Annotated in this window: 25 protein-coding genes; 18 read left to right on the top strand and 7 right to left on the bottom strand. The window is 69.8% G+C overall.

Going from position 1 to position 24098, the window contains the following annotated elements:
* The first annotated feature begins 170 nt into the window (after positions 1–170).
* On the top strand, positions 171–2438 hold the full coding sequence (locus Ssi02_RS18725) for an antibiotic biosynthesis monooxygenase (RefSeq protein WP_204027122.1): 2268 nt from the start codon (positions 171–173) through the stop codon (positions 2436–2438).
* A 625-nt stretch (positions 2439–3063) separates the two neighbouring features.
* On the opposite strand, the gene Ssi02_RS18720 is transcribed toward Ssi02_RS18725, so the two are convergent.
* Positions 3064–3309 (bottom strand): glutaredoxin family protein, encoded by a 246-nt coding sequence (locus Ssi02_RS18720; protein WP_204027120.1) that lies wholly within the window; start codon positions 3307–3309, stop codon positions 3064–3066.
* Positions 3310–3608: 299 nt separating this feature from the next.
* Between Ssi02_RS18720 and Ssi02_RS18715 the strand changes: the two genes are divergently transcribed.
* From Ssi02_RS18715 to Ssi02_RS18690, 6 genes are all read left to right on the top strand, one after another.
* The gene (locus Ssi02_RS18715; protein WP_239129025.1) at positions 3609–4391 is read left to right on the top strand and encodes a redox-sensing transcriptional repressor Rex; all 783 of its coding nucleotides are present in this window, start codon (positions 3609–3611) and stop codon (positions 4389–4391) included.
* Positions 4388–5695, top strand: a complete 1308-nt coding sequence (locus Ssi02_RS18710; protein ID WP_204027118.1) for a glutamyl-tRNA reductase — start codon at positions 4388–4390, stop codon at positions 5693–5695. The genes Ssi02_RS18715 and Ssi02_RS18710 overlap by 4 nt, the downstream gene beginning before the upstream one ends.
* Positions 5692–6603 (top strand): hydroxymethylbilane synthase, encoded by a 912-nt coding sequence (hemC, locus tag Ssi02_RS18705; protein WP_204027116.1) that lies wholly within the window; start codon positions 5692–5694, stop codon positions 6601–6603. The genes Ssi02_RS18710 and hemC overlap by 4 nt, the downstream gene beginning before the upstream one ends.
* Positions 6600–8168: a bifunctional uroporphyrinogen-III C-methyltransferase/uroporphyrinogen-III synthase gene (locus Ssi02_RS18700; RefSeq protein ID WP_204027115.1), complete on the top strand. Its 1569-nt coding sequence runs from the start codon at positions 6600–6602 to the stop codon at positions 8166–8168. Before hemC ends, Ssi02_RS18700 begins: the two co-directional genes overlap by 4 nt.
* A gap of 137 nt (positions 8169–8305) precedes the next feature.
* The gene (gene hemB / locus Ssi02_RS18695) at positions 8306–9289 is read left to right on the top strand and encodes a porphobilinogen synthase (protein ID WP_204027114.1); all 984 of its coding nucleotides are present in this window, start codon (positions 8306–8308) and stop codon (positions 9287–9289) included.
* A gap of 220 nt (positions 9290–9509) precedes the next feature.
* Positions 9510–10148 (top strand): bifunctional DNA primase/polymerase, encoded by a 639-nt coding sequence (locus Ssi02_RS18690; protein WP_204027113.1) that lies wholly within the window; start codon positions 9510–9512, stop codon positions 10146–10148.
* A 106-nt stretch (positions 10149–10254) separates the two neighbouring features.
* Here the strand turns inward: Ssi02_RS18690 and Ssi02_RS18685 are convergent, their stop codons facing one another.
* Together Ssi02_RS18685 and Ssi02_RS18680 are read right to left on the bottom strand one after the other, a co-directional pair.
* Entirely contained in the window at positions 10255–10905 is a 651-nt protein-coding gene (locus Ssi02_RS18685; protein WP_204027112.1) for a response regulator, read from the bottom strand.
* A complete protein-coding gene (locus tag Ssi02_RS18680) occupies positions 10902–12038 on the bottom strand; it encodes a sensor histidine kinase (RefSeq protein WP_204027111.1) in 1137 nt (378 codons plus the stop codon). Before Ssi02_RS18680 ends, Ssi02_RS18685 begins: the two co-directional genes overlap by 4 nt.
* 130 nt (positions 12039–12168) lie before the next feature.
* On the opposite strand from Ssi02_RS18680, the gene Ssi02_RS18675 reads away from it, so the two are divergent.
* Both Ssi02_RS18675 and hemL read left to right on the top strand, forming a co-directional pair.
* On the top strand, positions 12169–12624 hold the full coding sequence (locus Ssi02_RS18675) for a hypothetical protein (protein WP_204027110.1): 456 nt from the start codon (positions 12169–12171) through the stop codon (positions 12622–12624).
* Positions 12625–12678: 54 nt separating this feature from the next.
* Positions 12679–13974: a glutamate-1-semialdehyde 2,1-aminomutase gene (hemL, locus tag Ssi02_RS18670; RefSeq protein WP_204027108.1), complete on the top strand. Its 1296-nt coding sequence runs from the start codon at positions 12679–12681 to the stop codon at positions 13972–13974.
* Between the two features lie 14 nt (positions 13975–13988).
* On the opposite strand, the gene Ssi02_RS18665 is transcribed toward hemL, so the two are convergent.
* The gene (locus Ssi02_RS18665) at positions 13989–14126 is read right to left on the bottom strand and encodes a hypothetical protein (protein WP_204027106.1); all 138 of its coding nucleotides are present in this window, start codon (positions 14124–14126) and stop codon (positions 13989–13991) included.
* 73 nt (positions 14127–14199) lie between these two features.
* Between Ssi02_RS18665 and Ssi02_RS18660 the strand changes: the two genes are divergently transcribed.
* The 6 genes from Ssi02_RS18660 to ccsB all read left to right on the top strand — a co-directional run bounded on the left by Ssi02_RS18660 (position 14200) and on the right by ccsB (position 20107).
* Positions 14200–15102 (top strand): LysR family transcriptional regulator, encoded by a 903-nt coding sequence (locus tag Ssi02_RS18660; protein WP_204027104.1) that lies wholly within the window; start codon positions 14200–14202, stop codon positions 15100–15102.
* Positions 15103–15360: 258 nt separating this feature from the next.
* A complete protein-coding gene (locus tag Ssi02_RS18655; RefSeq protein ID WP_204027102.1) occupies positions 15361–15999 on the top strand; it encodes a histidine phosphatase family protein in 639 nt (212 codons plus the stop codon).
* Positions 16000–16190: 191 nt separating this feature from the next.
* Entirely contained in the window at positions 16191–16772 is a 582-nt protein-coding gene (locus Ssi02_RS18650; protein ID WP_204027099.1) for a TlpA family protein disulfide reductase, read from the top strand.
* Between the two features lie 47 nt (positions 16773–16819).
* Positions 16820–17503 (top strand): cytochrome c biogenesis CcdA family protein, encoded by a 684-nt coding sequence (locus tag Ssi02_RS18645; RefSeq protein ID WP_204027235.1) that lies wholly within the window; start codon positions 16820–16822, stop codon positions 17501–17503.
* Positions 17503–19167, top strand: a complete 1665-nt coding sequence (gene resB / locus Ssi02_RS18640; RefSeq protein WP_239129024.1) for a cytochrome c biogenesis protein ResB — start codon at positions 17503–17505, stop codon at positions 19165–19167. The genes Ssi02_RS18645 and resB overlap by 1 nt, the downstream gene beginning before the upstream one ends.
* Positions 19154–20107, top strand: a complete 954-nt coding sequence (ccsB, locus tag Ssi02_RS18635; protein WP_204027097.1) for a c-type cytochrome biogenesis protein CcsB — start codon at positions 19154–19156, stop codon at positions 20105–20107. Before resB ends, ccsB begins: the two co-directional genes overlap by 14 nt.
* Before the next feature lie 121 nt (positions 20108–20228).
* Here the strand turns inward: ccsB and Ssi02_RS18630 are convergent, their stop codons facing one another.
* Positions 20229–20534, bottom strand: a complete 306-nt coding sequence (locus tag Ssi02_RS18630) for a PLDc N-terminal domain-containing protein (RefSeq protein ID WP_239129023.1) — start codon at positions 20532–20534, stop codon at positions 20229–20231.
* A 174-nt stretch (positions 20535–20708) separates the two neighbouring features.
* Here Ssi02_RS18630 and Ssi02_RS18625 point away from each other — a divergent pair, with 174 nt between their 5' ends.
* Positions 20709–21599, top strand: a complete 891-nt coding sequence (locus Ssi02_RS18625; RefSeq protein WP_204027094.1) for a hypothetical protein — start codon at positions 20709–20711, stop codon at positions 21597–21599.
* 9 nt (positions 21600–21608) lie between these two features.
* Positions 21609–21851 carry a hypothetical protein gene (locus tag Ssi02_RS18620; protein WP_204027092.1) on the top strand — a complete coding sequence of 81 codons (243 nt, stop codon included), beginning with the start codon at positions 21609–21611 and terminating at the stop codon, positions 21849–21851.
* A gap of 255 nt (positions 21852–22106) precedes the next feature.
* Here the strand turns inward: Ssi02_RS18620 and Ssi02_RS18615 are convergent, their stop codons facing one another.
* Positions 22107–22328, bottom strand: a complete 222-nt coding sequence (locus Ssi02_RS18615) for a BldC family transcriptional regulator (protein WP_181616591.1) — start codon at positions 22326–22328, stop codon at positions 22107–22109.
* A 147-nt stretch (positions 22329–22475) separates the two neighbouring features.
* Here Ssi02_RS18615 and Ssi02_RS18610 point away from each other — a divergent pair, with 147 nt between their 5' ends.
* Positions 22476–22805 carry a DUF4229 domain-containing protein gene (locus tag Ssi02_RS18610; protein ID WP_239129022.1) on the top strand — a complete coding sequence of 110 codons (330 nt, stop codon included), beginning with the start codon at positions 22476–22478 and terminating at the stop codon, positions 22803–22805.
* A gap of 4 nt (positions 22806–22809) precedes the next feature.
* On the opposite strand, the gene Ssi02_RS18605 is transcribed toward Ssi02_RS18610, so the two are convergent.
* Positions 22810–24066, bottom strand: coding sequence for a hypothetical protein (locus Ssi02_RS18605; protein WP_204027090.1), 1257 nt, complete (start codon positions 24064–24066; stop codon positions 22810–22812).
* Between the last annotated feature and the right edge of the window lie 32 nt (positions 24067–24098).

Genomic DNA, 24098 nt, shown 5'->3' with positions numbered 1-24098 from the left:
AATCAATTCGTAATTCCACAATCCACTTCGCAGTCTCTGGTTGTACGTATTCGGTGACTTCCGGGTGGAGCGATGCACTCACGTGCACTCCCGTGAGGGGACGGATCGGTGCGTCATCCACCACACCGGCTACCCGCACGGGGGCGATGTCCGGCAGCATTGGAGTCACCATGGAAGTCGTCGTCGCTGTCATCGCGTTCGCCGGAGCACTCCTCGCGGCCATCGCCACCGGAGCACTCATCGGCCGTCTGCGCGACGGCGCCAGCGGCTGGTTGATCGGCTGGAGCGTCGCCACCGCGTCCGTCTGCATGGCCCTCGGCGTGGTCGCCGCCGGGCATCTGATGGGTTTCGGGCCTGCCTTTTTCCGCATCCACCAGCTCGCGGGCTCGTTCCTCGCGCCGGTCTTTCTCGCGGCCGGGCTCGTGCAACTGCTGACCAAGAAGGTCCCGGTCAAGTTCGCGACCTGGTTGCTGAGCATCGCCTTCACGGTCCTGGCCGTCGGCGTGCTCATGTTCGACCCGCTGAACGCCCCGGACAAGTTCGGCGCGGCGCTGCCCGACGCCGACGCGCAGTGGAAGTGGCCCCCGGCCTACCTCCTGCTCGCGACACACATCACCGTCGCGCTGGTCCTCATCGGGATCCTCGTGATGGCCGTGATGCGCGGGCGGAGCGGCGACGACTACGACGCCGACAACATGCACGCCGCCGCCGTGCTCGTCCCCACCGGCCTCGCGCTCCTCGCCTCGGTCAGGTTCGCGCTGCCGGGACCGTTCGCGGTCATCCTGCTCGCCGCCACGGCGGCCGCGGTCTGGTATTCCGTGCTACGCCCCCTCGCGCCATACGAGGACGACGACGAAGAGGACGCTGAGATCGACTCCGACCGGTGGAAACGCTCCTCCCGCTCAGACGAGGGCCCCTCCCGCGCGGGTGAGGATGCTCCCCGCGCCGGCGCGCGGCCCGGCCCCGACCACGAACAGGCGCCCCGCGGCTCCCGCTCCCGTCAGGTCGGCCCCGCCACCAAGTCGGGCCTCGGCGACCTCGTCGCCGAATACCGCGCGGGCGAGTCCGAGCCGGGCCACGCCGCCCGCATGCACGCCGGTCCGGGACAGGACGACCCGTTCGCCGACTACTTCCGCGACGGCCCCAGCCGGTCGTCGCACTCCGGCGACTCCGGGGAGTACGGCAGGGGCCGGCCTCCCGGCCCTGGAAGACCCGGGGACCAGGGCTTCGGCGAACCCGGCTACGGGGACCAGAGTTTCGCCGAGCAAGGGCACGGCGGCCGGGGACGCGGTGGGCAGGGGCCCGGCGGGTATGGATCGGGTGCTCAGGGACCCGGTGGGTATGGATCGGGCGGACATGGGTCCGGTGCGCAGGGGCCCGGCGGTCAAGGTTTCGACGATCGCGGGCAGGGCGGCTACGGCAGGCACGGCGGGTCGCTCGACGATCCGTTCGGCGGGCCCGCGACCGGCCAGATCATGCCGGAGGACATCGAGGCGTACGGCCTGGCCGCGGGTGACAAGGGTTTCCGCCCGGACTACGGCTCCTCGCCCGGGGTCCCCGTCTACGGCAGCCCGACGCCCGACTATGACGGCAAGCACTCCTCCGGTGCGCACGCCCGGCCCCCCCAAGGTGGCCTCGACGACCCTGATATGCCCATGACCGGCATGTTCTCCGGCATCGACGTGGCGAACTACGGCAATCAGCCGGGCGGGCCCGCAGGCGCCGAGCTCGCCTCGCCCGACATGCCTATGACCGGCACGTTCTCCAGCCTCGACGTGGCGAACTACGGCAACCAGCCCGGTGGGCCCGCAGGCGTCGAGCCGGCGTCACCGGATATGCCCATGACCGGCATGTTCTCCAGCGTGGACGTCGCCAACTACGGCAACCAGCCGGGCACCCACGGCACTTATCCCGGCACTCACCCCGGCCACGCGGCTCCCGGCCATGGCGCGGGCCGCAGCGCTCCCACCGGTCACACCTCTCCCGGTGGCCACGGCACTTACGCCGCTCACGGTGCTCACAGCGGTCCCGGCACCGCCGACAGCGCCCGCTTCGGCCAGGGCGGCGGAGCCGCGCAGCCGGCGGGCGGCGGCTCGGGCCGCCCCGCGCCCGGCATCTTCGGCCTGCTGACGGTGTTCACCCTCATGGACGGCTCGGGCGACGCCTTCGACCGGCTCGCCGACGACACGGTGGAAGCCGTGTGCCGCAGCGAACCGGACACCTTGATCTTCGCCTGCCACAGCGTCAAGTCGGCTCCGCTTCAGCGCATCGTCTACGAGATCTACCGGGACGAGATCGCCTACCAGGACCACCAGCGCCAGCCACACGTCGAACGCTTCGTGACCGAGCGCCAGACACTGGTCCTCGCCACCAACGTCATCGAGATCAACGTCAACGCGGCCAAGGTCGTATCCCTGCCCACGGCGTACCAGCTCTAGCCGGCCCCGCCGAGGGCTCGGCGAGCGCAGGTAGATCGCTGCCCGAACTCGGGGTCGGCGCCATCGCCGAGGGGGCGACCTTGTCCTCGGCAACACGCTGGTGCGCAGACCGGGCCTCCTCGAGGAGATCCTGGCCAAGGTGACGTCCTCGGAGTGCAAGGGACCGCCCGGCAGGCCCCGGCCTACCGCGGCGGGCGCCCGCCGCCCGACCTGCCGGGGCGGGACTTCGTGGTGGTGGACGACGACCTGGCAACGTTCGAGGGCGTCGGCCTCGGAGCCGGCCCCGGCCCGGCGAGGGCGTTGGCTGACGCCCGGCTTGCGCCGTGCCGGGTTGCGCCGTGCCGGGTTGCGCCGTGCCGGGTTGGGCCGTGCCGGGTTGGGCCGTACACGCTTGTCGGCGCCGGGTGATTGGGGGTGCGGGTCGGGCCGCTGTGATCAGACTTGAGTGATCGTGTGTGCCACCCTGGCCGGGGCGTGGGGGTGGCCCTGCCGGCCGTGGGGCCGGTAGGGGGTGGGACCGGGGTGGTCTCCGGCGGGTCTCAGGCGTAGATTTCGAAGGGCGGGATCGGCCGTGCCGGCCCGCCGGTTCAGGCAGGCCGGTTCGAACAGGGGCCGGTCCGGCGGTTCAGGTGAGGGCGGCGCGGAGGCGGGCCTCGTTCACCCGCCAGAAGTCGTGCTGGACACCGTCGATGAGGGTGACGGGGATCATCTCCCAGTATTTCTCGTTGAGCTCGGGAGACTGGGTGATGTCCTGCTCCTCCCATGGCACGCCGAGGTCGCCGGCGACCCGCTCGATGATGGCGCGTGCCTCGTCGCAGAGGTGACAGCCGGGCTTGCCGAGGAGGGTGATGCGATGGTGAGCGTGGGCCATGTCGTTCACCGTAGCCGAGGTCCCCGGCCGGTCCGCCGGCCGGCTGAAAGTCTTTCACCTTTTCCGCAGGGCCTGGCCGGACGGGGTTTCCGCAGGTCGGAAGGCCGGCTGTGCGCGGGCTTGGCGGGAGCGCGGGATCAGGGAAGAGGGGCCGACTGTGTACAGCGACTTTGTGCGTCGGTTCACAAAGGGATTAACCTGGGGGAGCAGTGTTCTCACCTCGATGATTCCGTAATCCGTCGCATCCGTGCCAGCGGCAGGGCCGCGCCGGACGACCTGTCCCCCTGGAGCTCCGGCACGTGACCCGCCGACTGTCCCAAGCTCGCGAACGTGGCATCCCCGAGGCGACCGTCGCCCGGCTGCCGCTCTATCTGCGGGCGCTCAACGGGATGGCGGAGCGCGGGGTGTCGACGGTGAGCTCGGAGGATCTGGCTGTGGCGGCGGGGGTGAATTCGGCGAAGCTACGCAAGGACCTGTCCCACCTCGGGTCATACGGCACCCGCGGTGTCGGCTACGACGTCGAATACCTGATCTACCAGATCTCGCGCGAGCTCGGCCTGACCCAGGACTGGGCGGTCGCGATCATCGGCGTCGGCAACCTGGGCCGCGCCCTCGCCAACTACGGGGGATTCGTGTCGCGCGGGTTCAGGGTCGCCGCGCTCTTCGACGCCGACCCCGAGGTGGTGGGCGACCACATCGCGGGATTGAATGTGGAGCACATCGACGAACTGGAGGCCGTGATCCGGCGACGGGACGTGTCGATCGTGGTGATCGCGACTCCCGCCGCGGCGGCCCAGCAGGTCTGCGACCGAGTGATATCAGCGGGCGTCACGAGCATTTTGAACTTCGCCCCGGTCGTCTTGTCCGTGTCGGACGACGTTGATGTCCGTAAAGTTGATCTATCAATTGAACTGCAGATCCTCGCGTTTCACGAGCAGCGCAAAGCGGATCGTATGAGTGGGGGGCCGGTAATGGCCGAGGAGTGGCCCAAGTCGGTGGATCTTTCGATCTCTCCGGATGTCCTGGGCTCGCTGGGTTCGGTGCCGTCGGTTAGACCGACGGATGACGGGGAGGCGCGATGAGTGTCCTCGCCCTAGGCGTCAGCCACCGCACGGCGCCCGTCACGCTGCTCGAGAAGCTGTCGGTGTCGGGTGACGCCCTGGTCAAACTGCTGCACGATGCACACCAAGACACCTCCGTGGCCGAGGTCATGGTCATCTCGACCTGCAACCGCGTCGAGGTCTTCGCCGACGTGGACCGGTTCCACGGCGCGCTCAACGCGCTGACCCAGCTCCTCAGCGACCACTCCGGGGTGCCCGTCGAAGGGCTGACCCCGCACATGTACGTCCACTACGAGGACCGGGCCGTCGAGCACCTGTTCTCCGTCGCGTGCGGCCTCGACTCGATGGTGCTCGGCGAGGGGCAGATCCTCGGGCAGGTACGCCAGGCGCTCAAGCTCGCACAGGAATACGGCACGCTCGGCCCGACACTCAACGAGCTCGCACAGCAGGCGCTCCGGGTCGGCAAGCGGGCCCACACCGAGACCGGCATCGACCGCGCCGGCGCGTCGCTGGTCGGGGTCGGGCTCCTGCTGGCCGAGCGCGTGTTCGGCGAGGTGGCGGGCAAAAGCGCCCTGGTGGTCGGCGCGGGCTCGATGAGTGCCCTAACCGCGGCGACGCTGGTCCGTGAGGGCGTCACCGACATCGTGGTCGCCAACCGCACCTTCGAGCGCGGCCTGCGGCTCGCCGAGACGGTCGGCGGGCGCGCGGTGCGGCTGGACCAGGTGGCGGCCGAGCTGACCGAGGCCGATCTCGTGGTGTCGTGCACGGGAGCGGGCAACCTGGTGATCACCCCCGACATGATCGAGGCCCGCGACAGGCCGCTGGTCCTGCTCGACCTCGCGCTTCCCCACGACGTCGACCCTGCTGTGCGCGCCCTCGGCGGCGTCACGCTCATCGATCTTGAGACCATGCAGGAGTCCGGGCTCGGGGCGGGAGGCGGCGGACGCGACGAGGCGCTCGAAGCGGCCAAGCGCATCGTCTGCGCCGAGGTCGAGGCATATTTGGAAGGCGAGCGCGCGGCCCGGGTGACCCCGACCGTCGTGGCGCTGCGCAGCAAGGCGGCCGAGGTGGTGGCCGCCGAGCTCGGCAGGCTGGTCTCGCGGGTTCCCGAGATCGACGGCCGGGTGCGCGACGAGGTGACCCAGACCGTGCGCCGTGTGGTGGACAAGCTCCTGCACGAGCCCACTGTGCGTGTCAAACGGCTCGCCGCCTCCTCAGCAGGCGATCATTATGCGGAGGCCCTGCGTGAGCTGTTCGATCTGGATCCGAAGGTGCCCGAGGCCGTGAGACGGCCGGAGACGATCGACACGGAGGTGGACCGGTGACCGCTGCCCTGCGCCTCGGCACGCGACGCAGCCTGATGGCGACGACGCAGTCGCAGATGGTGGCCGACTGGCTCACCGCCGCGACGGGCCGGGCGGTGGAGCTCGTCGGTGTCACGACCTTCGGCGACGTGACCAAGGCCCACCTCGCCCAGCTCGGCGGCACGGGCGTCTTCGTGAGCGCGCTGCGCGACAAGCTGGTCGAAGGCGAGATCGACTTCGCGGTGCACTCGCTGAAGGACCTGCCGACCGCCCCCGACGAGCGGCTCACGCTCGCCGCGATCCCGGCCAGGCACGACCACCGCGACGCGCTCGTCGGCCCCTTGAAGCTCGCCGATCTCTGCTCCGGCGCGGTTGTCGGCACCGGCTCGCCGCGCCGCGTGGCCCAGCTCAAGATGCTGCGCCCCGACCTGACCTACGTCCCGATCCGCGGCAACGCCGACACACGCATCGCTAAGGTGCATTCCGGTGAGCTGGACGCGGTGGTGCTGGCCGCCGCCGGGCTCTTCAGGATCGGCCGCGACGACGAGATCGCCCAGACTTTCGAGGTCGAGGAGATGCTGCCGGCCCCCGGCCAGGGCGCCCTCGCCGTCGAGTGTCTCGCGGGCAGGACCGATCTGATCGAGCTGCTCGGCGTGCTCGACGACCCCAAGACCAGGGCGGCGGTGACGGCCGAGCGGGCCGTGCTCGCCGCTCTCGAAGCGGGGTGTGCCGCACCCGTGGGTGCGTTCGCCGTCGATGACGGGCACACTCTCAACCTGACCGCAACCGTCGTCGACGTCGACGGCAGACGCGCGGTCCGCAAGTCCACCGCCGGGACCTCTGCTTCGGCCATGGAGCTCGGGCGTGATCTCGCGTCCGCCATGATCGCGGAAGGGGCCGACACGTTGATGGGGGAGCAGTCCCATTGAGCTCCGCAAGTCCAACCTCTGAGCACCAGACCGGATTCGTCGCCTTTGTGGGCGCCGGGCCCGGTGACGAGCACCTGCTGACCCTGCGGGGTGCCGACCTGCTGGCGCGGGCCGACATCGTCGTCCTCGACCGTGAGACATACGGCGCCCAGCTGCGCCACTGCCGGGAAGGCGTCGAGATCGCCGAAGGGGAGCTCCCGTCGGCCGCCGTGCACGCGGCGAAGGACGGCAAGATCGTCGTCAGGCTGTGCGCGGGCGATCCGATGTTCTTCTCGTCGATCACCGAGGAGGTCGCGGCCTGTGTGAAAGCGGAGGTGGACTTCGAGATCGTGCCCGGTGTGCCGCCCGCCACTGCCGTGCTGACCTATGCCGGCATCCCCCCGGCGACCGCAGTCCCCGAGTTCAGGATCGTCGACGCGGCGCAGGAGCAGGACTGGTCGTCGCACGCCCACTGCCCCGGCACGCTGGTGATCTACAACGGTGTGGCGGAGGCGGTGCCGATCGCCAAGGCGCTGATCGCGGGCGGCCGGGCCGACACCACCCCGGTCGCGGTGAGCTGCGGCGGCACCACGACCGAGCAATACACGGTGGTGTCCTCGCTCGGACGGCTGCAGGCCGACCTCAAGCACGCCGGCATGACCGAGCCCGCCGTGATCGTGGTGGGCGACGCCGTCGGCATGCGGGAGCGCATGTCGTGGTTCGAGACCAAGCCGCTGTTCGGGTGGCGGGTGCTCGTGCCGCGCACCAAGGAGCAGTCCGCGGCGTTGTCGGAGCAGCTCAGCTCCTATGGCGCGGTGCCCGAGGAGGTGCCGACCATCTCGGTCGAGCCGCCCCGCACCCCGCAGCAGATGGACCGCGCGATCAAGGGGCTCGTCACCGGCCGCTACGAGTGGGTGGCCTTCACGAGCGCCAACGCGGTGAAGGCGGTCAGAGAGAAGTTCGAGGAATACGGCTTGGACGCCCGCGCGTTCGCCGGGCTCAAGGTGGCCTCCGTCGGGGACGCCACCTCGCGAGCCCTGATCGACTTCGGCGTCAAGCCCGACCTCGTGCCCACGGGTGAGCAGTCCTCCGAGGGCCTGCTCGCCGAGTGGCCACCGTACGACTCGATGCTCGACCCGATCAACCGGGTGCTGCTGCCCCGCGCGGACATCGCGACCGAGACCCTCGTGGCCGGGCTCACCGAGCTCGGCTGGGAGTGCGACGACGTCACGGCCTACCGCACGGTGCGGGCGGCGCCGCCGCCGGCGCCGATCCGGGAGGCGATCAAGGGCGGCGGGTTCGACGCGGTGCTGTTCACCTCGTCGAGCACGGTCCGCAACCTCGTGGGCATCGCCGGCAAGCCCCACCACGTCACCGTGATCGCGGTCATCGGGCCGCAGACCGCCAAGACGGCGGAGGAGTTCGGGCTGCGGGTCGACGTGATGGCCGACAAACCGTCCGCCGCCGCGCTCGCCGCCGCGCTGGCGGAGTTCGGTGCCAAGGGGCGTCAGGCGGCGCTTGAGGCGGGGGAGGTCCCGCGCAAGCCTTCGCAGATGCGCAGGGGGGCACGTCGGCGCATGCGCTGACCATGGAAGAAGGGCCGATTAGGAATAAGTCCTCCCGCAGATTGCGCCCTTTTACCCCTAGTTTCCACATACCGGTGAGACACTGCCCGTAGGCGGGACGAGAGTGGCTTACCCACCCGAGACAGGGGGATCCACCCATGAGCGCGGAGTTTCCCGTCGCCCGGCCGCGACGGTTGCGCAGAAGCGCGGCGATGCGCCGTCTGACGGCGGGCACCCGTCTGCACCCCGCCGATCTGGTGCTGCCGGTCTTCGTCAAAGAGGGCATCGACGAGCCCGCGCCGGTCGCCTCCATGCCGGGTGTCGTGCAGCACAGCCGTGACTCGCTCCGCAAGGCCGCCCGCGAGGCGGCCGAGGCGGGGGTGGGCGGCATGATCCTGTTCGGTGTGCCGCTGGTCAAGGACGCCGTCGGCTCAGCCGCCGACGACCCCGGCGGCATCGTGCAGCGTGCGATCGCCGACGTCGTGGCCGAGGTGGGGGACGCGCTCGTAGTGATGAGCGACACCTGCCTGGACGAGTTCACCGATCACGGGCACTGCGGCATCCTCACCGAGGACGGCGAGGTCGACAACGACGCGACCCTCGCGCGCTACGCCTCCGCCGCGATCGCCCAGGCCCGCGCGGGCTCCCAGGTCATCGCGCCAAGCGGCATGATGGACGGCCAGGTGGCCGCCATCCGCGCGGGGCTCGACGGGGCCGGGTTCGCCCACATCCCGATCCTGGCCTACTCCGTGAAATACGCCTCGGCCTTCTACGGGCCCTTCCGCGACGCGGCAGAGTGCGCACCGCAGTTCGGCGACCGCAGCTCCTACCAGCAGGACCCCGCGGGGCCGCTCGGCGAGGCGCTACGCGAGGTGCGCCTCGACCTCGCCGAGGGCGCCGACGCCGTGATGGTCAAGCCGGCGCTGGCCTATCTCGACATCCTCCGCCAGGTTCGCGACACCGTGGACGTGCCGGTGGCGGCCTATCAGGTCAGCGGGGAATACGCGATGGTCGAGGCTGCTGCGGCCAATGGGTGGATCGACCGCAACCGAGCGATCATGGAGTCACTTGTGGCGATTCGCCGGGCCGGAGCGGATCTGATCCTCACCTATTGGGCAACCGAGGTGGCACGCAGGCTCTGAACTGGGGGGTTTGCGTCTGCCTGATGGGGCTCGTGCGTTAGAGTGCGAGAACGAAGTGCTGGTGTGTCCCAGGTGGCGAAGTCCAGTGCTGCTTGTCGTGCAGCGTCCTGATTTGTGGGGAATGTCCCACTCGGGGTTGGGGGCTGAAGTCACGGGAGGCGGGGCCGCCCGATGTGCGCCCGGCATGGCCGGGGTCTGCTCACAGACGACGGAGGACACAATGGTGGGGGTACCGCTCGCTCGGCGTGGCAAGCGGCGCACGCGGCCGACCAAAATGATCGTTAACGTGCTCCAATATGCCTCGTTTGGCTGGGCCGCCTCCCCTGGGGCCCATCCGCTCGCCCGAGGAGCCCGAGCCTGCTCGTGCGACCGCGTCGGCTGTCCCGAGCCCGGCGGCCATCCTCTGTCCCCCGCCTGGCGCATCCAGGCCACCACCGACACCTCGCTGCTCACCCGCTGGTGGCAGCACGACCCCGAAGCCAACATCGTCCTTCCCACCGGCCGGGTGTTCGACGTCTTCGACGTCCCGCACGCCGCCGGAATGGCAGCCCTCCAGCGGATGGACGCCAAGGGGCAAACCACGGGCCCGGTCGCCGAGCAAGGCGATCGGGTCCTTTTCTTCGTCGCCACCCGAGGAGCCCCCGAAGACGACGACGAGTGGTGGTCCTGCGACCTCGACTGCGACCCCGCCACCATCGACGAGACCCCGGGCCTCCGCTGGCACTGCCGCGACAGCTACGTCCTCGCCCCGCCGTCCACGCTCCCCTCCGGCGGCACCGTCACCTGGCTCCGTCCCCCTTCCGGTCTCCCGCTGCCCGACCCCCTCGTCCTCCTCGCCGAACTCGCCGACGGCGACTGACGACAGCGTCGGGCCTCCGGGGCGCCGCCTCGTGGATGTCCTCGCCCGGTGGGCGTCAGGGCAGGGGCGGGCTCTGCCGTACCGGAAGGTCCGCGAACCCCCGGACTCAGCGGTCGGGCAGGCCGGAGCGGTGGGCCAGCACGGCCAGGGCCGTGCGGTCGCGGGCGTCGAGTTTGGTGAGCAGGCGGCTGATGTAGGTGCGCGCCGTGGCCGGGCTGATGAAGAGGGCCTCTGCGATCTCCTCGTTGCTCTCGCCCAGGGAGACGCGGTGGAGCACGGCGAGCTCACGGGGCGTGAGAGTGGCCAGACGGGGGTCGGGCGGCTCGGGGCGGGGAGCGCGGGCGAGGTTCATGACGCGCCGGGTGATGGAGGGCGTGAGGTAGTTGTCGCCCGCGGCGACAGTGTGGACGGCGCGGCGGAGGTCGTCGGCGGGGATGTCCTTGAGGATGTAACCCGCCGCGCCGATGCGCACGGCCTCGGCGATGTCCTCGTCGTCGTCGAAGGTGGTCAGGATGAGGACCCGGGTGTGCCTCAGGTTTTCGTCCCCGGTGATGAGGGCTGTGGCCTCCAGGCCGCTCATGTCGGGCATGCGGATGTCCATGAGCACCACGTCGGGTTTCAACTCGCGGGTGAGTGACAGTCCGGTACGGCCGGAGCCCGCCTCACCGGCGATCGTGATCCCGGGGTCGTTGCCGAGGAGGGCACGCAGTCCGGCGCGGACGAGTTCCTGGTCTTCGACGAGCACGACGCGGATCATGGGCGGGTCTCCACGGGGAGGCGGGCGTGGACGGTGAACCCGGTCGGTTCGCGGCGGGTGGTGAGGGTGCCGCCGAGGGCGCGGGCACGTTCGGTCATTCCCGTGATGCCCTGGCCCGTGGGGGTGGCAGGGGGTCTCGCCCTGCCGTTGTCGGCGACGGTGAGCGTGAGGGTGCCGTCGGCGATCGTGGTCTCGATGTGCACTTGAGAGGCGCCTGAGTGCCGGACGACGTTGGTGACGGCTTCCTGCGCGATGCGGTAGGCGGCGGCGTCGACCATGGAGGGAAGGCCGGCCACCGCGGGGTCGATGCGGCTGACGACGTCGATGCCGGCTGAGCGTGCGGTGGCGAGCAGGGCGTCGACGTCACGCAGGGAGACCACGCGGCTCGCGCGTTCGCCGGGGGAGCGGAGGAGCGCGACGGTGGTGCGGAGTTCGCGCATGGTGGCGGATGTGGCCTCCTTTATCCGGACAAGGGCGGACACGGCGTCGCGATCGTCGCGGCCGATCGCCTCACGGGCGACGTCGGAGTGCAGGGAGATCACCGACAGCGTGTGCCCGATGGAGTCGTGAAGGTCGCGGGCGATGGACAGCCGCTCCTCGTGGACGCGGTGCTCCATCTCCTCGGCGTGCCGCATCGCGGTCAGCGCGGCGAGGTCGCGCTGGTGGGCACGCTGGGAGCGTCTCGCACGCAGGCTGTCGCCGAGCGCGACGGCCGCCACCATGAGCACGACGTGGGGGACGAGGTCGTAGCCCACCACGAACGCGGTGTCCTGCCCTTCGAGGAGCCGGAACACCAGGGAGACCGCGACGACCGTGACGGCGGTGAGGACGGAGGCGGCGAGGCGGCCGGCCTCGGCGGCGGAGAACAACGCGGCGGCGACCGGGACGGCGACGCCGATCGCCGGATATCCGGCCGCGTAGTAGGCGAACAGGCCGAGCGCCGTGACGACCAGCACGGCACGCGGGTGCCGCCGCCGCGCGAGCATGAGCGCGCCGAGCCCCGCCGCCCACAGGTAGGCCACGAGGTCCGCACGCTGGGACCCGCCGTGATTCGCCGAGATCACGGCGGTGAGCACCAGGGCGACGGTGACGCCGAGCACGACGTCGGCGACCCAGGCGGGCAGGTTCTTCACCGCTTCAGACTATGGACGTGAGGCAGGCGGGGCTTCCGCCATGACACGTAGTCCGCTGTCGCTTTTCGACGTATGGAGATCGAGCGTCGCTACGGATGTGCAATCGCAGACGGATTTCTACGGTTAAACCGTGAACACGAAGGACAAATCGCGTCTTGGCCTGCCCTTTCTCTGGATCGTCGGGCTGGCGCTGCTCGCCGTTCCCCGGGCGATCCTCCACGATCTTCATCTCATCGAGGGGGAGACGTTCGTCAACTTCCTGCTCGTCGTCGTGCCCCTCGCGGTGTGGATCGCCGTGGCGGTACGGGCACGCGTGCCGAGTCCCTTCCTCACGCTCCTGGTCGTCGGCGCGCTCTACGGCGTCCTCCTCGCCGGCGTGCATCAGGTGTTGTGGGAGACCGGCATGGACGGCGCCTCCCCGTCGCTCGGCGGCAACCTGGCCGGCCGGCTCTCGCCCGCCTCCGAGGGGCTGCTCCTACGGTCGTTCGCCGTCGTCAGCAGCCTGTTCACCGGCGTGCTTGCCGGCGCGATCACCGGCCTCATCGCCTGGGGCGGTCAGCGTGCGCTCGGCATGCGGGCCAGGTAGGACGACCTGCCACCGGCTCATTGCGGCGGGAGCCGGAGCAATAGGCTGGGCCCCGTGAGTCGTATCGAGATCTCCGAGTCCCTGTTCGAGCGTGCGCGCGCGGTGGTGCCGGGAGGTGTGAACTCGCCGGTTCGTGCGTTCGGCGCGGTCGGGGGCACGCCTCGGTTCATGGCCTCAGGGGAGGGGGCCTACATCGTGGACGCCGACGGCAACCGCTACGTCGACCTGGTCTGCTCGTGGGGTCCGATGATCCTCGGGCATCGCCACCCCGACGTGGTGGCGGCGCTCACCGAGGCGGTGGCGCGCGGCACCTCGTTCGGTACGGCGACGCCCGGAGAGGTGGAGCTGGCCGAGGAGATCGTGTCCCGGGTGGCGCCCGTGGAGAAGGTCCGGCTGGTGAGCTCGGGCACCGAGGCGACCATGTCGGCGGTACGGCTGGCGCGGGGGTTCACCGGGCGAAGCAAGGTGGTGAAGTTCGCCGGCTGCTACCACGGCCACGTGGACGCGCTGCTGGCGTCGGCCGGGTCGGGTGTGGTGACGTTCGGGCTGCCGGACACGCCGGGGGTCACCGGTGCGTCGGCGGCGGACACGGTGGTCTTGCCGTACAACTCGGTGGAGGCGGTCGAGGCGGCCTTCGCCGAGCTCGGGGCGGAGATCGCCTGCGTGATCACCGAGGCGTGCCCGGCGAACATGGGGGTGGTGCCGCCGCTGCCGGGATTCAACCGGCGGCTGCGGGAGTTGTGCACCGAGCACGGCGCACTGCTGATCATCGACGAGGTGCTGACGGGATTCCGGGTGTCACCCTCGGGGTGGTATGGCCTTGATCCGGTGGCAGCCGACCTGATGACCTTCGGCAAGGTCATGGGCGGCGGCCTGCCCGCCGCGGCCTTCGGCGGGCGCGCCGACGTGATGGCGGCCCTGGCCCCCGAGGGGCCGGTCTATCAGGCGGGCACGTTGTCGGGCAATCCGCTGGCCTGCGCCGCCGGGCTCGCCACGCTGCGGGCCGCAGGCGATGAGGTCTACGACAGGGTCGACGCCTCCGCGCTGCTGGTGAGCAGGATCGCGTCCGACGCGCTGACGGCGGCGGGGGTTCCCCACAGTCTGCAGCGCGCCGGCAACCTTTTCTCGATCTTCTTCGCCGAGGGGGCGGTGACCGACTTCGCCGGGGCTCAGCGGCAGGACACCGGTGCCTATCGCGCCTTCTTCCACGCGATGCTCAACGAGGGTGTCTATCTGCCGCCTTCGGCGTATGAAGCGTGGTTCCTCTCGGCGGCTCACGGCGATGAGGCGCTCACCCGGATCGCCGAGGCGCTTCCGATCGCGGCCAAGGCCGCGGCTTCGGCGTCTTAGCGCGTTTAGCGCGTTTAGCGCTCGGGGGCCGGCTCGGCGGCGGGGACGGCGTGGCGGCGGTTCTCGCGCGCCTGCTTGGCCTGCCGGGCGAGGGTCTCCAGATAGGAGCGGGTCTTCGGGGTCTCGGGCTCGGTGTTCGCTCGCGTTCTCATGTACCAATCATCGGATGTTTAACCGTTGAGCACAATCGAGATTTTCTTAGGAGCATCGTTTAGACTTGCTTATGTGTTGGACCTGAATCGCCTGAAGGCACTCCACGCAGTCTCGGTCTACGGTTCGGTCGGCGCCGCCGCCGAAGCGCTCATGGTGACGCCCTCGGCGATCTCCCAGCAGCTCGCCAAACTGGAGCGTGAGACCGGCGCCCCGCTTTTGGAGCGCAACGGGCGCGGCGTGAAGCTCACCGACGCCGCGGGCGTGCTGGCCGATCACGCCGAGCGCATCCTGGCACTGGTCGAGACGGCGGAGGCCGACTTCGAGGCGCTGCGCGGCACGGTGGTCGGCAAACTCGTCATGTCGGCGTTCCCCACGGCGGCCCGCGGCCTCGTGCCCGGCGCGCTCAAGGAGCTCGCCGATCGCCACCCCGACCTCAACGTGATCTTCCATGAGCGTGAGCCGGAGCGCCAGATCCGCGAGGTGGCCCGCGGCGAACTCGACCTCGTCGTGGTGCAGGACTGGCTCACCAGACCCATGGCCATTCCCGAGGGCCTGTCCCGGGCCGTGCTCATCGACGACGTCGTCGACGTGATCATCCCCGCCGATCACCCTCTGGCCGGCAAACCCGAGATCTCACTGGCCGAGCTGAAGGACGAGCGGTGGATCAGCTCCACGCCGGGCACGGTGTGCCACGACTGGCTGCTGTTCACCCTGCGCAGCGCCGAGCTGGAACCCGTGATCACATGCATGGCCGACGAATACCCGACGCAGCTCGCCCTGGTCTCGGCCCGGCAGGGGTGTGCGCTCATCCCGCGGCTCGGGCGCGACTTCGTGCCCGAGGGGGTGAGCGTGGTGCCGATCACGGCGAGTCCGACGCGGCGCCTCTACGCCCTGTGGCGCACCGAGAGCGCCCGGCGGCCGGCGATCAGAGCCGCCGTCGCCGCCCTGCGCGGCGTGGCCGCGAAGGTCGGCTGATTGTTGAGAGGACGGAGCCGGACACCCCGGGGGGAGTGCCTGTGAGGACAGCTCGACATATGGCGCCACGGGCGATACGGCGGGAGCCCGGCCGGCCGGTGCTCGGCCGGTCAAGGTGGCTTTCGCCGTACGCGAACCCGGCCGGGACCGGTCCCGGCGCGATGCGCAGGGCACGCCGCGGGACCTGCGCGGCCGGGTGGTCAGCGGTCACAGGGTGGGCCGATTTCAGCGGCTACCTACGGGTAGGCTGGCGACACCATGGCTGATACCACTGTCGTTCACCTGTTGCGCCACGGCGAGGTCGAGAATCCCGCCAACGTGCTCTACGGCAGGCTGCCCGGATACCACCTGTCGGAAACCGGCCGCCGGATGGCCGAGACGGTGGCGAAGGCGATGGCCGCGCGTGACATCGTCGAGGTGCGCAGTTCGCCGTTGGAACGCGCGATCGAGACGGCCACTCCGCTGGCGGAGGGGTTCGGGCTCGACGTCGTGCTCGACGACAGGCTGCTTGAGGCGGGCAACGTCTTCGAAGGGCACCCGATGGGTGAGGGAAGGGGGGTCTTTCGCAACGTGCGCAACTATCGCCACCTGTGGAACCCCTTTCGACCCTCCTGGGGCGAGCGTTATCTCGACGTCGTCGACCGCATGAAGGCGGCGATCGACGCCGCGCGGGGCGCGGCGCGGGGGCATGAGGCGATCCTGGTCTCCCACCAGTTGCCCATCTGGATCATCAGGGCCGCGGCGGAGGGCCGGCGGCTCTGGCACGATCCGCGTCAGCGGCAGTGCGGCCTCGCCAGCATGACGAGCCTCACCTTCGAGGGCGACCGGCTGATCAGCGTGGGTTACAGCGAGCCGGCCGGCTCGCTGGTGCGCCGCCCCAGTGTTCCGGGCGCCTGACCGCGCGGATAGAGTGACAGCTCTACCGGTTGTAGTACAAGGAGATCCTCTCCCGTGTCAGGCTCGTCGCCAGTGATGGGCGGGTGCCCGGAGTCTCTCGGCACCGTCCGTCCCCCGGATCGAAACCCCGTTCTCGTGCGCGGCGCGGCCGAACGCGGCCTCTCGCGGCCGCAGGCACGCGGGGTGGCCGGATGACGGGGCGCGCGGCGCGGGCGCTCGGCGTGGCGGTGGCCGCCGCGCTCGTCCTCACCGCCTGTGCCCCCGGAGCCGATTCCGGGCCGCAGGCCGGTGACACGAGGTTCGTGCCCGGCGACGGCAAGATGAGTGTGTTCCCCGCGGCCGAGCGCAAGCCCGCACCCGAGGTCACCGGGCCGACGCTGGACGACGGCACGGTGTCGCTGGCGGCGCTCAAGGGCAAGGTCGTGGTGTTGAACTTCTGGGCCTCCTGGTGCGCGCCCTGCCGCGCGGAGGCCCCCACGCTCAAGGACGTCGCGGGCCGCACGAAGGCCGCCGGGGTCGAGTTCGTCGGGGTCGCCTTCAAGGACGACAAGACGCGGGCGAAGGCCTTCGAGCGCAGCTACAAGATCGACTATCCGAGCCTCTTCGACCAGCCGGGCAAGATCGCGCTGGCATTCCAGGGCGTCATGCCGCCCGCCGCGATCCCCACCACTCTCATCATCGACCGCCAGGGCCGGGTGGCGGCCCGTGCTCTCGGCGCGGTCAAGTACAACGATCTGCTCGGCGCGGTCAACGGCGTCAGCGGGGAGAAGTGATCGCCGACCTCGCCGGGACGATCGCCGGCGGTTCGCTTCTCATCGCGATGCCCATCGCGGTGGCGGCGGGGCTCGTGTCCTTCGCCTCTCCCTGCGTGTTGCCGCTTGTGCCGGGATACCTGTCCTACGTGACGGGCATGAGCGACGACCCCCGTAAGAGCCGGCTGCTTCTCGGCAGCGTGCTGTTCGTCCTCGGATTCGCGGTGGTGTTCGTCTCCGCGGGCGCGGTCGTCGGCGGTCTCGGCAGCGCTCTGCTCACCAACGCCGACATCATCAAGCGCGTGATCGGCGGGCTGACGATCGTGATGGGGCTGGCCTTCCTCGGCCTCGTCCCCGGGCTCCAGCGGGACGTGCGGGTGCACCGCAGGCCCGCGGCGGGGCTCGCGGGGGCGCCGCTGCTCGGGGTGGTGTTCGGGCTCGGCTGGACCCCCTGCATCGGCCCGACGCTCGGCGTGGTGCTCAGCTTGGGGCTGACCGAGGGCAGCGCGGGCCGCGGAGCGGTCCTGGCGTTCGCCTACGCGCTCGGGCTCGGCCTGCCGTTCGTCCTGGCCGGGCTCGCCTACCGGCGGGCCCTCGGCGCGTTCAAGGCCCTCCGCCGCCACTCGCGGCTGATCACCCGCGTCGGCGGCGCCATGCTCGTCCTGGTCGGCCTCCTGCTCGTCACCGGACTGTGGGACCAGCTCATCGCGTCGATGCAGGGCTGGATCGGCGGATTCGAGCCGGTGCTCTGATGGCGGAGACGACGACCGACAGGAAACCCGGGATGACCGTGAAGCCGCCCGGGGGCGGCGGGCTTGGCGCCACCGGCTGGCTGCGCTGGGGATGGCGCACGCTCACCTCGATGCGCACGGCGCTCGTGCTGCTGTTCCTGTTCGCCATCGGCTCCATCCCCGGCTCGCTGATCCCGCAGCGCGGCGTCGCCGACGACATGGTCGCCAAGCACTTTAGGGACAATCCCGAGCTGTCAACGTGGCTCGACAGGCTCTGGCTCTACGACGTCTTCCAGGCGCCGTGGTTCGCGGCGATCTATCTGCTGCTCTTCCTGTCGCTCGTCGGCTGTGTCATCCCCCGCACCGGCGTGCACCTCAAGGAGCTGCGCCGCAAGCCGCCCGCCGCACCGCGCAACCTCGGCAGACTGCCGCACCACGCCTCCTTCACCGCCGCCACCTCGGTCGAGGAGGTGGCCTCGCGGCTGCGCAAGCGCAGGTTCCGGGTGGCGACCGGGCCGGGCTGGGTGGCGGGTGAGAAGGGTTTTCTGCGGGAGAGCGGCAACCTGCTCTTCCACATCTCGCTGCTCGGACTGCTGTTCGCCGTCGGCGCCGGATCGTTGTACGGCTACCGCGGCAATGTCCTGCTCGTCGAAGGCGACGGCTTCTCCAACACCGTCGCGGCCTACGACCGCTACCTCCCCGGTGTTCAGGTGTCGGCCGAGTCGCTCAGCCCCTTCTCGTTCACGTTGAAGGAGTTCCAGGCGACCTACATCGTCGAGGGCAGGCAGCGGGGGCAGGCGCTCGACTTCGAGGCGGATCTGCGGGTCACCGACGAGCCGGGCGGCCCGGAGCGCGACTTCAAGCTCAAGGTCAACGAGCCGCTGGACAGCGGCGGCACGATGACCTACCTCCTGGGCAACGGATACGCTCCGTCGTTCACCGTCACCGACGGCAAGGGCCAGGTCGCCTTCGACGGCCCGGTGCCCTGCCTCACGGCCGACAAGGCCACCTTCGCCTCCGAGTGCGTGATCAAGGTGCCGGACGCCGAGCCGGAGGACCTCGGCTTCCTCATCAGGTTCCTGCCGACCTCGGTGAAGATGAAGGACGGCACCTACGCCTCGGCCTTCCCCGCCCAGATCAACCCCGAGGTCGAGGTCTGGGCCTTCTCCGGCGATCTCGGGATGGACAACGGCACGCCGCAGTCGGTCTACGAGCTCAACTCCGACAAGCTCAAGCCGCTGCTCATGCAGGGCAAGCCGGTCGTGGGGCACGGCGTGGCACCCAAGTCGGTCGACGCCGCACCCAAGGCCCCCGCCGGGGAGCAGGCCGCGCCGCTGCAGGTGGGCCAGTCGCTGGACCTGCCGGGCGGAGCGGGCAAAATCACGTTCACCGGTGTGAAGGAGTGGGTCACCCTCCAGACCACCTACGACCCGGGCCGGCTGCCGGCGCTGATCGCGTCGGTCCTCGCCGTGGCCGGGCTCGTGCTCTCGTTGTCGATCCGCCGTCGCCGTGTGTGGGTGCGGCTGACGGAGGCGAAGGAGGGCGACGCTACCGTGGTCGAGGTGGGCGGACTGACGCGCACCGAAGGGGGCGACGCCGCATTCGCCGGCGAGTTCGACGACATCGTCCGGGCACTCGGTGCCCGACCCGCTGAAAACGCAGGAGACACAGATGCCCACGAGTGAGGTCGATTTCGGGCTCGCAGCGCTGAGTGACCAGTTGATTCTGGGCGCGGTGCTGCTTTACGTGCTGGCGATGATCGGCTACGCCCTTGAGCTGGCGTTCGCCACCCGCCGCGTCAACCAGGCCAAGCAGGGCAAACGCCGGGTGCTGGTCGGGGCGGGCGGCGCCGAGGACGAGAGCGTGGCGGCCGAGGCCGCGGGCGGCGAGGCCAAGCACGGATGGGCGCTGCGCGCCGGCACGGCGGGGCTTGTCGTCGGCTGGCTCGGCTGGGCGGCCAACCTGGCCGCCATCCTGACCCGGGGACTCGCGGTGGACCGCTGGCCCTGGGGCAACATGTACGAGTTCGTGGTGGCCATGTGCTTCGCGGCCGTCACGGCGTTCCTGATCATGCAGATCCGCTTCCCGGTGCGTTTCCTCGGGGCCTTCGTCTTCGTCGCGGCGATGCTCGGGCTGGGCTTCGCCGTACGCTATCTGCATGTTCAGGCCGGGCCTGTGGTGCCCGCGCTCGACACCTATTGGGTGGCGATCCACGTGTCGGCCGCCATTTTGGCCAGCGGGCTCTTCATCCTGGCCGGTGTCGCCGGGGTGCTCTTCCTGATCAGGAAGGACGGGCTTTCGCGGCTGCCCACGCGGGCGGAGCTTGAGCGGGTCGCGCACCGCGCGATCCTGGTGGCCTTCCCGGTGTGGACCTTCGCGATCATCGCGGGAGCGCTCTGGGCGGACAGGGCGTGGGGCCGCTACTGGGGCTGGGACCCCAAGGAGGTCTGGTCGTTCATCACGTGGATCGGTTACGCGGCCTACCTGCACGCCTGGACGACTGCCGGGTGGAAGGGGAAGAAGGCGACGATTGTGCAGCTCGTGGCCTTCGCAGCGCTCATGTTCAACCTGTTCGGCGTCAACATCTTCATCGGCGGCCTGCACTCCTACGCCGACGTCGGTTAGCGGAGGCCGGCCCCTCGGTCCGTGCGGAGGACCGGGGGCCGATCGTCTGGGAGCCCGGCTCCTCTCGCTCAGGCGGAGAGCCGGGCTTCGCCGTACGTCGGGCGTCTTCCGGCGTCGCAGGTCAGCCGCGGTCGTCGTCGCCGCGCATGCGGCGGTCGAGGTCCTTCAGGAAGTCGGGATCGTCGTCGGGACCCTTCGGCGCCTCCGGCCTCTTTTCGCGAGGGAGCGGCCTGGGCAGGACCTTTGGGCCGAGGGGGCGGCCGAGGAGAAGCCAGAACACACTGCCGACGGCGGGTAGCAGCACGACGACGAGGACCCACAGGATTTTGGGCAGCGACCGGACCTGGTCGTCGGGGGTGGTGATGACGTCGAAGAGGCAGTAGAGCCAGAAGGTGAGCAACGCCAGACCGATGAGCACGCTAGGCATGCCCGAACTGTAAGCCATCCCCCGGCCGATCGCGCTTTCGGCTCAGCCGCATTCATATGTCGTGAACCTCAACAAGAATCACATGACGCGAGAAGATCGACGTCGTACGGTGGAACACGGTGCACTCCCGAACCTCCGCGCCCCCGCGCGGAAACCATGAGCGAGAGAGGTGCCATGGCGCAATCCGGCGACAAGGGGCGCCATCGGCGGGGCAGCCGATGGTGGCAGCGCGTCACTTATGTTTCGCCGCACCGTCGGGGAAACGAGAGTAAACCCGACCGGTCCGCCGATCGTCCCGCGGATCGTCCCGCCGACCGCCTCACCGACCGGCCTTTCGATCGCCCGGTCGAGCGTCCCCACCCCGCTCCCTCCGTGGTCGACCGGCCGCAATACACCTGGCGGGACTTCGAGCTCTTCGACGAGAGGCCGAGGGCGCGGGCCCACGCGCCCGACAGCCCGGACGTCGGCGACGGCCTGCGCCACTGCGGTGTCCTTGAGCGCATCCTCCACCGGCAGTGGGATGCCAGGAACGGTCCGCCGTCGGCCGACGCCGTGCGGGCGGTCGACAGCCTGGCCCGGCTGCCCGACCGCTTGAAGGCCAAGCTGGCCGCCGGGCTGGAGGGCATCTACGTCGGTCCAGGCGGGGTGCCCGATCTGGACGACATGGGCTATCTGCGAGGCGCGCCGCTGCCGTCGGGCCGGGCGACCTGGGACATCTGCGCCGGGGCGTACGGCGACCGCAAGATCGTCGTGGGTGACAGGCCTTCGCCGACACCCGACGTGATGATGCACGAGGTCGGTCACGCACTGGACGACGTGGACTCGCCGCCGGGCGCGTGGGTGTCGGACTCCCCGGAGTTCGTCGCCCTGTATCGGCAGTGCGAGCCGCTGTTCATGTCCGCCTTCCACCGGCAGCCGGGCGGGCTCGGGCGCAAGGAGTTCTTCGCCGACGCCTTCGCCGCGATCGCCTCGCGGCAGCGTCCCGCCCTGGTCGACATGCTCGGCGGGGACACCAGGATGGCGCTCACCGTCATGTTGTTCTTCAACCGGCGCTACGGAATCTAGGTGGTTTTCATGTACGTCATCCGGTTAACGGACGGGACGCTGCGTGTGCCGCAGAGCCTGACCGCCCCGGACGGGCGTGTGATCGGCAACGCGTTCATCGAGTTGACGCCGGACGATCCCGACTACGAGCGCTGGCTTCCCGAGTCGCTCAGCGAGGCGGAGTTCGCCGAGACGCGCACGCGCTGGCAGGAGCAGAACGACGATCTTGAGCGGGAGTTCCTCGCGTTCAAGGCCGAGCAAGAGGAGACGTGAACCACGAGGCGGTCTTGACCTGCTGTCTTGATCTGCGGGTGATATGCGCCTGACAGGAGACTTCACTGTGACAGGAGAGTTCTCCGCGACGGAGGGAGCGTGTGCTCACAGATGATTTCGCTGCGACACCCGGCGGTTCCGGTTCGGGGCCGGGCGCGTTTACCGGTGGAGCGGGGTTTTTCCGGGGGAGAAGTCCAGGGTGACCCTGCGGTTTCGGGGTAGTTCCGCAGGATCACCGAGGCGACGAACTCGTCGTCAGACTCGCGGGGATTCGCCAGTCGGCCGGTCGGCCGTCAGGACGTCCTCGCCACGAAGAAGGGCGTGCACTTCCGATTCACGGAAGCGCCGGTGCCCTCCGGGGGTGCGGATGCTGCTGATGCGGCCTGCCGCGGCCCAGCGTGTCACCGTCTTTGGGTCAACCCGGAAGAGGGCGGCAACCTCTCCCGGGGTCAGCAGACGCTCGCTGCTACTCTCCACCAATCTCTCCCCCTCGCATCCCGCTTCCTGCCAGCGGGCGGACAGGTACTCCAGTGTGCCGAGCGAAGCCTGATATATCCGTGATTTTGAGCAAAGATCACGGGTTGTTATCGGCTGAACGCCCGATTGTTATATGATAGAGCCTCTTTGAGAGTCTCATGGGTGTTTCTTTACAAAAGGGCGCTCTTGGGCAGACTAGCAGCGGTCGTACCTGGTGCGAAGGAGTCGGCGCTGAGGGTGTGTCGTAACCTCAAGCTTGTGCATCCAGTTCTCGTATACACCGCGTCCCGCATCGCTCTGTTCGTCGTCGCTCTCGGAGTGTTGTATCTGTTGGGCCTTCGCGACCCGATGTTTCTTGTCGTGGCGGCCTTCGCGGTCAGTGGCCTCGCGAGCTATGTCTTGCTCTCCAAGCAGCGTGATGCCGTGAGTGCGCGCATCGGAAAGAAGAGCGCATCCCTCGGCAAGAGTGGCGATTGAGGGACTACGGCAACGGAAACATGCCGACTCGGGCATGGTACTCGTGACCGAGACGAGTTGTATCACTACCGACGAGTAGACCCTGACCGTGCGGGAGGAAAGCTTTGACGCCAATCCCGCGTTCGCGTCCGGGGTTCCATCTCAGCGCGTTGCCGCTGCGCGGATGTATGGCGCCAATGCCCTCGCGTTCCACTGCGCCGGGGCCCGCCGTATCTCTTCCGTAAGGGTTGTCCAGCCAGCGGAGATGTCCCCCGACATAGACGGCGGCACCGGTCACGGCAACGGAATAGAGCGAGTCGCCGCCGGTGTGGTTCATCCACGTCGGCCGGATGCGATCGCCCGTGGCGAACGTCTCGAATCTCGTCGTAGAGTCGCAGGCTTTGCGGGGTCCGCCGGCGCCACCTGTGGTGACGATCACGAAATATTTCCCGTCCGGTGAGAAGTCCACTCCGCGTACATACGAGGGGAAGACCGACTTGCACGCGACGGCAAACGTCGCCGTGCGCCAGTCGGCCACCTTTGCTCTGGCGCCGGTGATGTCGATCAGGCCGACCTGGGGGCGAGATCGATCGTCAAGAGTGGTGAATGCGCCGCCGATCAGTAGACGGTGGTCACTGAGCGCCATTCCGTAGATTCTTACTCTGCCGCCGAGAGGGCCTCCCGGTGTGACGGTGAACGCCGGATCCACCGCGCCGGTCGTCGCGTCCACTCTGGCGAGTGCGGTGCGGAGAGAACGGCCCACTTGGGTGAAGTCGCCGCCCACATAGAGATGGGAGCCGCGCCGGGCCAGGGTGGTGACGTCGCCGCCGAGAACGCGCGGGGCGAAGCGGGGGTCGGTGCCGCCGTCGGCCAGGCGGAATCTCGCGAGCCCGTCGGCCGGCCGGAATCCGGCGGCGGTGAAGGAGCCTCCGGCGTACACCGTGCCGCCGGGGCCGGCCGCGAGCGCGTGCACCGGGCCGTTGAGCTGCGGGGCGAAGCCCTCGATGATCCGGCCTGTGTGGAGGTCGAAGGCGAACAGGTGGGAGCGGGCGAGTTCCGGCGAGCCGCGGCCGGCCTCGCGCACCGAGGTGAAGGACCCGCCGACCACCACGGTGCGGCCGACGAGGGCGAGGGCGTTGACGATGCCGTCGAGCACGTGAGGCGTGTGGTTCACGGGGTCGTCCGACACGACTGTGGCCTGGCCGGTCGTCCCGGCCGCCGCCGCGGGAGCAGTCGGCAGAAGCGTGGCGGCGACCAGCACTGTCAAGAAACGGGCAATCATTTGCCAAGTCCTAGCAGACTGTCTGTGCTTGC

It is taken from the genome of Sinosporangium siamense, assembly GCF_016863435.1.
Taxonomy (GTDB): Bacteria; Actinomycetota; Actinomycetes; order Streptosporangiales; family Streptosporangiaceae; genus Sinosporangium; species Sinosporangium siamense.
This window is presented reverse-complemented; position numbering and strand designations above follow the sequence as displayed.